The sequence below is a fragment of the Telluria sp. ZB2R32 genome (assembly GCF_059685715.1).
Genome location: NZ_JCASIG010000007.1, coordinates 204,787 through 216,049 on the forward strand (window position 1 = coordinate 204,787; position 11,263 = coordinate 216,049).

The 11,263-nt window shown below is 64.6% G+C and carries 11 protein-coding genes; 1 reads left to right on the forward strand and 10 read right to left on the reverse strand.

The genetic code is table 11. The features are described from left to right. Positions 1-88 precede the first annotated feature (88 nt). The 8 genes from AC56LG_RS20335 to AC56LG_RS20370 form a co-directional block, all read right to left on the reverse strand. The gene (locus tag AC56LG_RS20335; protein ID WP_497167944.1) at positions 89-1,174 is read right to left on the reverse strand and encodes an enoyl-CoA hydratase/isomerase family protein; all 1,086 of its coding nucleotides are present in this window, start codon (positions 1,172-1,174) and stop codon (positions 89-91) included. Positions 1,175-1,286: 112 nt separating this feature from the next. Then, entirely contained in the window at positions 1,287-1,643 is a 357-nt protein-coding gene (gene hpf, locus AC56LG_RS20340) for a ribosome hibernation-promoting factor, HPF/YfiA family (protein ID WP_056345188.1), read from the reverse strand. Positions 1,644-1,705: 62 nt separating this feature from the next. Then, positions 1,706-3,175, reverse strand: coding sequence for an RNA polymerase factor sigma-54 (locus AC56LG_RS20345; protein WP_497167885.1), 1,470 nt, complete (start codon positions 3,173-3,175; stop codon positions 1,706-1,708). A gap of 26 nt (positions 3,176-3,201) precedes the next feature. Then, positions 3,202-3,963, reverse strand: a complete 762-nt coding sequence (lptB, locus tag AC56LG_RS20350; protein ID WP_497167886.1) for an LPS export ABC transporter ATP-binding protein — start codon at positions 3,961-3,963, stop codon at positions 3,202-3,204. Further along, positions 3,963-4,574: a lipopolysaccharide transport periplasmic protein LptA gene (gene lptA, locus AC56LG_RS20355; RefSeq protein WP_497167887.1), complete on the reverse strand. Its 612-nt coding sequence runs from the start codon at positions 4,572-4,574 to the stop codon at positions 3,963-3,965. The genes lptB and lptA overlap by 1 nt, the downstream gene beginning before the upstream one ends. Positions 4,575-4,589: 15 nt before the next feature. After that, positions 4,590-5,192 carry an LPS export ABC transporter periplasmic protein LptC gene (gene lptC / locus AC56LG_RS20360; RefSeq protein WP_497167888.1) on the reverse strand — a complete coding sequence of 201 codons (603 nt, stop codon included), beginning with the start codon at positions 5,190-5,192 and terminating at the stop codon, positions 4,590-4,592. A gap of 35 nt (positions 5,193-5,227) precedes the next feature. After that, a complete protein-coding gene (locus AC56LG_RS20365; protein WP_497167889.1) occupies positions 5,228-5,770 on the reverse strand; it encodes a KdsC family phosphatase in 543 nt (180 codons plus the stop codon). Further along, positions 5,770-6,792 carry a KpsF/GutQ family sugar-phosphate isomerase gene (locus AC56LG_RS20370; protein WP_497167890.1) on the reverse strand — a complete coding sequence of 341 codons (1,023 nt, stop codon included), beginning with the start codon at positions 6,790-6,792 and terminating at the stop codon, positions 5,770-5,772. The genes AC56LG_RS20365 and AC56LG_RS20370 overlap by 1 nt, the downstream gene beginning before the upstream one ends. 85 nt (positions 6,793-6,877) lie before the next feature. Between AC56LG_RS20370 and AC56LG_RS20375 the strand changes: the two genes are divergently transcribed. Beyond that, a complete protein-coding gene (locus AC56LG_RS20375; protein ID WP_497167891.1) occupies positions 6,878-8,857 on the forward strand; it encodes a monovalent cation:proton antiporter family protein in 1,980 nt (659 codons plus the stop codon). Between the two features lie 182 nt (positions 8,858-9,039). Here AC56LG_RS20375 and AC56LG_RS20380 read toward each other — a convergent pair whose 3' ends face one another. Further along, entirely contained in the window at positions 9,040-10,170 is a 1,131-nt protein-coding gene (locus AC56LG_RS20380) for a GGDEF domain-containing protein (protein ID WP_497167892.1), read from the reverse strand. A gap of 98 nt (positions 10,171-10,268) precedes the next feature. Further along, positions 10,269-11,111 carry an MOSC domain-containing protein gene (locus tag AC56LG_RS20385; protein WP_497167893.1) on the reverse strand — a complete coding sequence of 281 codons (843 nt, stop codon included), beginning with the start codon at positions 11,109-11,111 and terminating at the stop codon, positions 10,269-10,271. Positions 11,112-11,263 lie beyond the last annotated feature (152 nt).

Consider the following 11,263-nt stretch of genomic DNA (forward strand, 5'->3'; position numbering starts at 1 on the left):
GGCGTTCTCATACCCTTTGCACGCTTTGCAGTCCGCGGCCGTACGACCGCGTGGGCACAAGTGCCCACCCTACGTTACACCGCGTTTATCAACTCAAGTGACGCAGCGGATGCGCGTGATCCGGCCACACCGGCTCGAAAAAGCGCTCGATCATCTCCGGCGTCACGGCGTCGAGCGTCGGCGGATTCCACTGCGGCGCATTGTCCTTGTCGATCACCAGCGCGCGCACGCCTTCCAGTACTTCGCCGTGCTCGAAATTGCGGCGCACCAGCGACCGCTCCATGCGCAGGCAGTCGGCGACCGACATCGTCGCGCCGCGCACCAGCATCTCGTGCGTCACGCACATCATCAGCGGTGAACGCTGGCGCATCGCGGCGAGCGCCTTTTGCGCGAACGCGTCGTCATCCCCTGCCAGCGAGGCGATGATCGCGGCCACCGAACCGGCGCCGAAGTGCGTGTCAATCGCGGCGCGCTGCGCTTTCAATACGCTCTCCCCGACCTCGCTGGTAAAGCCCGCAGCAAAGGCACGGATCGCCTCGGCCAGCTGCGCCCCCGGCGTCGTCTCGATCAGCGCATGCAATTCACCCAGTTGCGCGCCCGGCACGAACACGTCGGCCAGGCCGACGTACAGCGCATCGGCCGCGCCGATCGTCAACCCCGTCAGGCCCAGATAATTGCCGAGCTGCCCAGGCGCGTGCGACAGGAAATGGCTGCCGCCGACGTCCGGGAACAGGCCGATGTTCACTTCCGGCATGGCCATCTTGGTGCGCTCGGTCACGATGCGCAGGCCGGTCTCCGGACCGCCCTGGGCGATCCCCATGCCGCCGCCCATCACCACGCCGTCCATGATGGACACGTAGGGTTTCGGATAAAAATGGATCAGGTGATTGAGTGCGTATTCTTCGGTAAAAAAGTCTTCCAGCAGCGCGCTGTTGGCGGTCGGGATGGCGTGGCCGGCCTCGTAAAAGAAGCGGATGTCGCCGCCGGCGCACAGGGCTTTTTCGCTGCTGCTGGCAAGTACCACGGCGGATACGGCCGCGTCGTCGCGCCAGGCCAGCAGGATGTCGGCCAGGCGCCGCACCATGGCCAGCGACAGGGAGTTCAGGGCTTTGGGACGGTCGAGCGTGATGATGCCGGTGCCGTTGGCAACGCGGGTCAGGACATGGTCGGTCATGGTCAGCAGGATGATGGGAGAGACATGCATTTTACCCAAGACACGGCAACGCTCCCACATATTGAAAAGGGCGCCGTGCGGCGCCCTCGTTCAGACGGTGCTCGGTGCGCGATCAGATCGCAGCAGCGGCCTCTCCGCCTTCAGGACGGCGCTTGAGCGCCTCGTGACTATGATTCTGCAGCATCGATTTGTACTTCATCACCTGGCGGTCGAGCCTATCCATCAACAGGTCGATCGCGGCATACAGGTCTTGCGCCACACTTTCCACGTGCACCGTCTTGCCCGACAGGCGCAGGTTGATCTCGGCTTTTTGCCTTTTGTCTTTTTCGGTGAGATTGTCGATCGCGAGGATGACATGGGAATCGATCACTTGATCGAAATGGCGGGTGATGCGTTCGAGCTTGTTCTGTACGTATTCACGGATGGCGGGGGTGACATCGAGGTGGTGGCCACTGATGGTGAGATTCATACACACTCCTTTGATAAATGCGCGGCACCGCCTGGCGCTTGGGACGCACGTGGGGGCCGCTGTTACAAGGATTTGCGGAGACTGACGGGAGGTATCTTGAGCGCCTCGCGGTATTTTGCAACCGTGCGGCGCGCAATGACCATGCCTTGTTCACCGAGCATTTCCGCGATCTTGCTATCGGATAATGGGTTCTTTGGGTCCTCTGCTCCTGTCAGCTGCGCAATGAGCGCCCGTATCGCCGTCGACGATGCTTCGCCCCCCGCTTCGGTGGCGACATGGCTTCCGAAGAAATACTTCAGCTCAAACATGCCGTGCGGGGTCAGCATGAATTTCTGAGTTGTTACACGAGAAATGGTGCTCTCGTGCAGACCCAGTGTATCAGCAATCTCGCGAAGCACAAGGGGACGCATGGCAACCGCGCCATGGCTGAAAAAGTTCTTCTGGCGCTCCACAATTGCCTGCGAAACACGCAGGATCGTATCGAAGCGCTGGCGCATGTTCTTGATGAGCCACTTCGCTTCCTGCAGCTGCGCGCTCATCTGCCCCTCGCCCTTGCCGCCCTTGAGCAGGTTGGCATAGACGTTATTCACGCGCAGGCGCGGCATCACGTCGTTGTTCAGCGCGACGCTCCAGCCGGTCGGCGTCTTGCGGACAATAACGTCCGGAACGACGTAATCCGAAGCGCTCGACGCAAACGCCGCGCCGGGGTGCGGATTGCACTGGCGGATCACGGCTTGCGCTTCGCGCAAGTCTTCGTCGTCGCAGTCGAGCGCCTTTTTCAGCTTGTTGAATTCGCGCTGCGCGAACCAGGTCAAGTAGCCCTCGACGATCTTCAGCGCCATGCGCCGCGTTACCAGCGGCACGCCCGGCATGCTGCGGATCTGCAGCGCCAGGCATTCGGCCGCGCTGCGCGCACCGACGCCGACCGGATCGAGGCTTTGCACCAGTGCCAGCGCGCAGCGCAGTTCCTCGATCTCGACCTCGAGTTCTTCGGGTAATCTCGCGTGGATTTCGTCGAGCTGTTCTTCGAGGTAGCCGTTGTCGTCGATGGCGTCGATCACCAGTTCGGCCAGGGCGCGGTCGCGCGCCGTCACGCCGGTCACGCGGATCTGTTCCGTCAGGTGCTCGCGCAGGGTGATGCCGATGGCGCCCAGTTGCGGACGGCCGTCGTCGTCGTTCTCGCTGTTGGACGTGCGCGTGCCCTCTCCCCAGTCGGCATCGGGCTCGCCGCGTTCGACGTCGCCGCCTTCGCCGCCATCGGCCGCGTCCGATGGGGCGGGCGCGTCTTCACCGTTCGGCGCCGGCGCCTCGGGCGCCTGCGCCGGAGCGTCGTTGATGGCGCCGTCGGCCAGCAGGCGCACCGAGTGGTCGAGCGGATCGTCGAGCCGTTCGAGCAAGGGATTGTCGGACAGGATCTGCTCGATTTCCTGGTGCAGTTCGAGCGTGGACAGCTGCAGCAGGCGGATCGACTGCTGCAGCTGCGGCGTGAGCGCCAGGTGCTGCGAGGTCCGGAGTTGCAGGGATTGTTTCATGGCGCTGTGTGTTCGCTGTGCTGTTCTTACATGCGGAAGTGTTCGCCCAGGTAGACGCGCCGTACCGACTCGTCGGCGATGATGTCGTCGGGGCGTCCCGACGCCAGCACGGCGCCCTGGTTGATGATGTAGGCGCGGTCGCAGATGCCGAGCGTCTCGCGCACGTTGTGGTCGGTGATCAGGACGCCGATGCCGCGCTCCTTCAGGAAGCGCACGATGCGCTGGATCTCGATCACCGCGATCGGGTCGACGCCGGCAAACGGTTCGTCGAGCAGCACGAAGCGCGGATTGGTCGCCAGGGCGCGCGCGATCTCGACGCGCCGCCGTTCGCCGCCCGACAGCGACAGCGCCGGGTTTTCGCGCAGCTTCTCGATCTGCAGTTCGGCCAGCAGGGAATCCAGGCGGTCGTTGATCGCAGCTTTGGTGAGCGACTTGCCGTTCTCGTCGTGCTGCAGTTCGAGCACGGCGCGGATATTGTCTTCCACCGTCAGCTTGCGAAATACCGAGGCTTCCTGCGGCAGGTACGACAGGCCCATCACCGCGCGGCGGTGAATCGGCAGGCTCGAAATGTCGGCGCCGTTGATCTCGATGGTGCCGGCGTCGGACGGCACCAGGCCGACGATCATGTAGAACGAGGTGGTCTTGCCGGCGCCGTTCGGGCCGAGCAGGCCGACGACTTCGCCGCAACCCACCTGGAGCGAAACGTCGCGCACGACCAGGCGCTTGCCGTAGCTTTTCTGCAGTCCCCGGACGACGAGGGTGCTGCGGCTGTCAGGTGCATCTTTCATTATTTCTTTCCTGCTGCCGGCGCCGCCGGGGTGGAACCAGCCGCTGCCGGTGCGGCGCCTGCCGCCGGTGCGCGGCGTGGTGCGATGATCAGGGTGCCGCGTCCGCCGCCCACCTTGCTTTCGCCACTGGCGTCGTTGCGCACGGTCGCCACTTCGCGGCGGCTGTCGTAGGCGATGTAGGCGCCATCGAGTTCGTTGGTCAGGCGGCCGTTTTCGAGCTGGCGCACGATCGCTTTCGAGAACAGTTTCACTACTTCCTGGCGCTCGTCGTATTCGATGCGTTCGCCCTGTCCTTCCATCCACAGGTCGGGGCCGCCGTCGCGCTTCTGGCGGAAGGTGGCGACCCGGCCCGGACCCGAAGTCAGGGTCACGCTCATGTAACCTTCAGGGGTTTCCTTGACCAGCGCCCGGTCCGATTTTAAAGTCAGCGTGCCGCGCGTGAGGATCACGTTGCCGGTCAGGATGCGCGTCTGCGTGACTTCATCGACATCGAGCGAATCGAAATTGATGACGGCCTGCTTGAGCGAGTCCGCGCGTTCGGCATGGGCCGGCGCCAGCGACAGCAGCGAAACGAAGGCGGCGGCAATCATGTTGTGAATGCTTTTTTTCATAGATGCTCGTTCCTGTTATTGGTTGGGTGCGCGCGCCGGGCGCGGCGGATAGACGATCTGGCCGCGCCCGCCGAGGTGCAGCTTCTGGGTCGGGTTCTCCGCCACCAGGCCGACCCCGTGCGCCGTGGCGGCGCCCAGCGTCATCTGGACCGGACGGCTGGTCTTGACGATCTCGTCGTCGACCAGCACGGTCAGCGCCTCGGTGCGCGCCTGCAGCGCTTCGCTGTTGGGCGTGGCCGGGCGCTTGAGGTCGACGTTGCCGATCAGTTCGACGCGGTTTTCGCCATGGTAGACCTGGCCGCGGTCGGCGTGCATGGTCATGCGCGGACGTTCCGGCGCCATGCTCTCGACGACCGGGCGAGTCACTTCCGAGACGTCGTTGTCGGGATGGTGCGCCAGGCGCGCGCCGGACATGACGTAGCGCGGTACGCCGTTTTCCGTCATGCGCACGAAACTGAAGTTCTCGACGATGTAGTCGGGTTCGTTCAGGTTGTTGGCCACACCCGGCCCGTCGTCGGAATCGAAGGCCTGCAACAGCCAGAAGCTGCCGAAGGCGAAGAACACCGCCGTCAGCATCAGCGCCAGCGTACGCCAGCGGTGCGCGGTGCGTTTGTTCACGTAGGTCGCCATTCGTTTATTTCACTCATGCGAACTCATTTGAAATACGGGGCCAAGGCCTGCTCGTAGGTACCCTGGGCACGCATCACCAGGTCGCACACTTCGCGCACCGCACCGCGCCCGCCGCCGGCTTTGGTGACGTAATGCGCGCGGTGCTGCACTTCCGGATGCCCGCTCGGCACCGTAACGGCAAAGCCGACTTTACTCAAGAGCGGCATGTCGATCACGTCGTCGCCGATGTAGCCGCACTGCTCGGCCGTGAGGTTCAGCTGCGCCAGCAGTTCGGCAAACGCGATGCGCTTGTCGTGGAAACCCTGCCAGACATGGGTGATGCCCAGGTCCTTTGCACGCGCGAGCACGATCGGCGATTTGCGCGCGCTGATGATGGCGGTTTCGACGCCGGTCTTTTGCAGCAGCTGGATGCCGAGGCCGTCGAGGACGTTAAAAGTCTTGGTGATCTCGCCGTCCGGGCCATAGGTCAGGCTGCCGTCGGTGAGGATGCCGTCGACGTCGAAGATCATGACCTTGATGCGCGCGGCGCGTTCGACGTGGGCCAGCGGAGTAAGGGAGTCAGCCATCAGATCACCTTTGCCCGGGTCAGGTCATGGATGTGCAGGGCGCCGACCAGCACGCCGTTCTCGTCGATCACCAGCATCTGGTTGATGCGGAATTCTTCCATGATCGCCACCGCATCGACCGCCAGCTGCTCGGGGTGCACGGTGCGCGCGCCGACGTGCATGACGTCGCGGATGGTCAGATTCGAAAAGTCCTGCACGCGTTCGATCAGGCGGCGCAAGTCGCCGTCGGTGAACACGCCGAGCGGCTTGAAGGCCGGGTCGACCACGGCGGTCATGCCCATGCCCTTCTGGCTGATCTCCAGCAGCGCGCGCGTCATTGGCGTGTCCGGGCTCACGGCGGGAATCGCTTCTCCGCTGCGCATCACGTCGCGCACGTGGGTCAGCAGGCGCCGTCCCAGCGCGCCGCCCGGATGCGAGCGCGCAAAGTCTTCTTCACGGAACCCGCGCGCATCGAGCAGGGCCACGGCCAGGGCGTCGCCCATGGCCAGCGTCACCGTGGTGCTGGCGGTCGGCGCCAGGTTCATCGGGCAGGCTTCCTTGGCCACCGAGATGTCGAGGTGGACGTCGGCAAGCAGCGCCAGGCGCGATTGCGGCTTGCCGGTCATGGCGATCAGCGGCGTACCCATGCGTTTGACGACGGGCAGAATGTCCATCAGCTCCGACGATTCGCCGGAATTCGAGATGGCGATGAACACGTCCTGCGCGGTCACCATGCCGAGGTCGCCGTGCGCGGCTTCGCCCGGGTGCACGAACATGGCCGGCGTGCCGGTCGAGGCCAGCGTGGCGGCGATCTTGCGCGCGATATGGCCCGACTTGCCCATGCCCGAGACGACCACGCGGCCGCTGCAGGCGTACAGCACGGCCACTGCGCGCACCAGGCTGTCGTCGGCGTCGAGCCGTGCGTGCAGCGCTTGAATGGCCTCGGCTTCGATCGCGAGGGTCTCGCGGGCCAGCGTCAATATGCGTCCCGCCTGGTTCTCGTCAAAACTGTTCAGCATTGTTTTTTCATCGGTTACACTCATTCTGGAAGTATAAACGAATTGCGAAAGCAAAAAACTTGCCAGACGTATCGAACAACGCTCCGTTCGTAGAAAGAGTACTCATCGTATGGCATCTGGCCTTGAACTGACCCTTTTGTTGCTCGGCAGCGCCGTTCTCGGCGTCGTCGTCTTCCGCAGCCTGCACCTGCCGCCGATGCTGGGCTACCTCGCCGTCGGGGTGCTGATCGGCCCGCACGCGCTGGGCCTGGCGGCCGAAACCGGTTCGACCCACGCGTTGGCCGAATTCGGCGTGGTGTTCCTGATGTTCTCGATCGGCCTCGAATTCTCGCTGGCCCAGTTGCGCGCAATGCGGCGCATCGTGTTCGGCCTGGGCCTGGCGCAGGTGGTGCTGACCATCGTCGCCACCGTCATCGGCGGCCTGGTGCTCGCCCTGTGGGCGCCGCAGCTGCACATCGGCTGGCAGGCCGCCTTTGCGCTGGGCGGCGCGCTGGCCATGTCGTCGACGGCGATCGTCGTCAAATTGCTGACCGAACGGCTGGAGCTGGAAAGCGAACATGGACGGCGCATCATCGGCATCCTGCTGTTCCAGGACCTGGCCGTGGTGCCGCTCTTGATCCTGATTCCGGCGCTGGCGAAGGACCCGGAGAACCTGGTGAAAACGCTGGCCTGGGCTGGCGTAAAAGCGGCGGCGGTGCTGGCGCTGCTGCTGTTCTTCGGCCAGAAGCTGATGCGCAGCTGGTTCACCCTGGTGGCCAAGCGCCGCTCGCAGGAACTGTTCATGCTGAACCTGCTCCTGGTGACGCTGGGCGCGGCCTGGATCACCGAACGCGCCGGCCTGTCGCTGGCGCTGGGCGCCTTTGTCGCCGGCATGCTGATCTCCGAAACCCAGTTCAAGCACCAGGTCGAGGAAGACATCAAGCCCTTCCGCGACGTGCTGCTCGGGCTGTTCTTCATTACCATCGGCATGCTCTTGAACATGCGGCTGGTGCTGCAGAACTGGTGGCTGGTGCTCCTGCTGCTGGCCGTGCCGGTGCTGCTGAAGTTCGCGCTGATCGCGGTGCTGGCAAAAATGTTCGGATCGAGCGACGGCGTGGCGATGCGCACCGGCCTCGCCCTGGCGCAGGCCGGCGAATTCGGCTTCGTGCTGCTGAATATGGCGTCGGGTTCGAACCTGATCGACCCGTTCCTGATGCAGCTCGTATTGGCCTCGATGGTGCTGTCGATGCTGGTCGCGCCTTTCGTCATCGCCAAGTCGGACCAGATCGTGATGAAGATCGCCGCCAACGAATGGATGATGCAGTCGCTGCAACTGACGCAGCTGGCGAGCCGCACGATGGCGGCGCAAAAGCACGTGATCATCGCCGGCTTCGGGCGCAGCGGGCAAAGCGTGGCGACCCTGCTCTCCGACGAAAAGCTGCCCTGGTATGCGCTCGACCTCGATCCGGAACGGGTGCAGGAAGCGCAGGCGGCGGGATCGAGTGTGAGTTACGGCGACGCCGGCCGCCGCGAAGCGCTGATCGCGGCCGGCATTAATCGGGCGAGTGCATTGGTGATCACCTTCGCCGACACGCGCGCGGCGTTAAAAGTGCTGCACCTGGTGCACGAGCTGGCGCCCTCGTTGCCGGTGATCGTGCGCAGCCACGACGACAGCGATCTCGAACTGCTGCGCCAGGCCGGCGCGACCGAAGTCGTGCCGGAAGCGCTCGAGAGCAGCCTGATGCTGGCTTCGCACGCCCTGGTCGTGGTCGGAGTGCCGCTGCGGCGCGTGGTGCACCGCGTGCAGAGCGCGCGCGACGAACGCTACGCCTCCTTGCGCGGCTATTTTCACGGCGCCAGCGACGTCGTCGACGACCCCGAGCACATGTACGTGCGCCTGCATTCGGTGGTGCTGAACGAAGAAGCGCAGGCGGTCGGCCGGCGCATCGACGAACTCGGGCTGGACGAACTGGAAGCGGAAGTCAGCGGCATCCGGCGTGCGCGCGTGCGCATCGAACCGGTGCCGGGGACGGTGCTGCAGGCGGGCGACGTGGTGGTGCTGCGCGGGTCGGGCGATGCGGTGACGCGGGCGGAGGGACGGTTGCTGTGATGGTACGGTGATGCGGTATGGGCTGGAGGGACGTAAGGTGGGCGGGTCCCCCGCCCACGCGTTCAACCGGTGCTGGAATGATTGTGCGGTATGCTTCGGCCGCTTGGACGCGTGGGCGGCGTTACAGCTAACGCGATACAGATTTCTGGGTGAAGCCGCCCACCTTACGGGTGAAATTTATTTCATTCCGCCGTCACGACCCGATTCCGCCCCGTCTCCTTCGCCTGGTACAGCGCCGCATCGGCCGACGCCACCAGTTGCTGCGCCACGCCCTCGATCGCATGGTCGCGCTGATAGTCATCCAGCACCGCCACACCGATCGACACCGACACGTCCAGGCACTGCCCGCCCGCCAGGTCGAACGGCTTATCGGCCACACCCGCGCAGATGCGGTCGGCCACTAAAGCCGCCGCCGCCAGGTCGGCGTCGATCAGGAGCACCACGAATTCCTCGCCACCGAAACGCGCCAGCGCATCGGACAGGCGCAATTCCATCTTGATGCGCGCCGCCACTTCGCGCAGCACGTCGTCGCCGGCCTGGTGTCCAACGCTATCGTTGACCTGTTTGAAATAATCGACGTCGATGAACATGAAGGAGATGCGGTAGTCCTGGCGCCGCGCGCGCGCGATCTCTTCGACCAGGCGACGGTCGATGTAGCGGCGGTTGTAGATGCCGGTCAGCGGATCGGTCAGCCCGATGTACTTCAGCATCTCGTTGCTGATCACGTTTTCCAGGCAGATCGCGATGATCGAGGCCATGTGCTCGACGAAGTCGGTGCCCAGCGCCGGCGTGAAGCGCTCGCTGTCGCGGCTACCCAGGTTCAGGCTGCCGATCAGGCGTTGATTACGCAGCAGCGGCACCAGGGCTACGCTTTGCAGGCCCGCAGGCGGATGGGGGAACATCGCGCGGTGCGCGCCATGCGCGTACGGCTCCAGGCGCGGACGCGCATGTTCGACCTCGAAGCCGAGTTCCACCGCATGCTCGCAAAACAGCAGGTCGGGCAGCGTCTCGAAGTCGATGCCCAGCTTGTGCATGACCGTATAAATGTCGGCGTCGGTGTCGACCAGCGCCAGGGTCACGCTGTCGAGGTCGGAAATGACGGGCAGCAGGCGAAAGATGGTGCCGACCAGTTGCGGGAAGTTGGCCGCACCAACGATTTCCAGGTCAAACGCCTGATGCCGGCACATGATGTCGTGGTTGCGCTGCGCCTGCTCCATGACATAGCCGACCTGTGCACGCAGGGCTTCGTTCTCGGCGACGAGGTCGCGCTGGTCCTGCGGGTTGGGCAACACAGCGGCATCCGACTGGTGCATGGGAATTCCTTTCAGCAATACCCGTTACATTACGTGACTTTCCCACGCTTGAGAACGGGATGGCCGATTTTTTCGCCGGCGCCAGCCGCGGCGCTGCCTTAAAACGACAGGCTGACCGCGAGTTGCTGCCCGCGGCGCAAGGGCCGCCCTGCCCCGTCGGCCACGATGCAGTTCATGCCGACGCACACGGCGCCGTCGAGCACCGCCTTGGCGCGCCAGGTTTGCAGGATGTCGAGCGGGTCCGGGCCGGGAATACCTGTCGCCTGGTCGATCGCCGGAATCGGACAGCGCGCGCAGGGTTTGACCGGTTTGATGACGATGCCGTCCACCGCGAAGGCCTCGGTATAGTCCTCTTCGAACGGATCGGTGCCGTCGACCACCAGGTTCGGGCGGAAGCGGTCCATCGGCAGCGGGTCGCGTCCGGCGGCCAGCATGCGGACATTGATCTCGTCGAGCGCGGCCTGGCCGATCAGGAGCAGCGGATAGGCATCGGCAAAGCGGGCGCTTGAAGGCGCGCCGCCGGTCCATTTTTCGCTCGTCGGACGCGCCGCATCCGGGCGGAAGCGCACCAGGCGGCAGGTGGTGTTCAACACTTGCCCGAACCAGGCGGCGGCGGCATCGCCGCAGTCGATGGCGTCGACGGAGTCGTCCCAGATCTGTACGCGCAGCGTGCGGGTTGACGCCTGCGCCAGCGGCAGGCGCAGCGGCGCCATGCCGGGCGCGCCGACGAGGAGTTCATCGCCCTCGACGCGCGGAACAATCGTCGCCATACGCGGGAATTCGCGCTGGGTCAGGAAATGGCCGTCTTCTGTGACCAGCATCCATTCGCGGTCGTGCACGCCCAGTGCGGACAGGCCGGAGACGGTGGCGATCGCTTCCTCGACCGGCATGGCGGCGCAGGATTTGATCGGGTACAGGATGAGGTGGGTGAGCGTGGGCATGAGGGCGACAGTATCGCATGCCGCGTGGATGCCACTCGTAAAAACGCGTGGAGTCAGGACTCCACCCTACGAACTCAGGTATACGTAGGGTGGAGTCCCGACTCCACGCGTGGGTACGGCAAGGCGGCGCAACGCCGCCATGGCGATTTTTT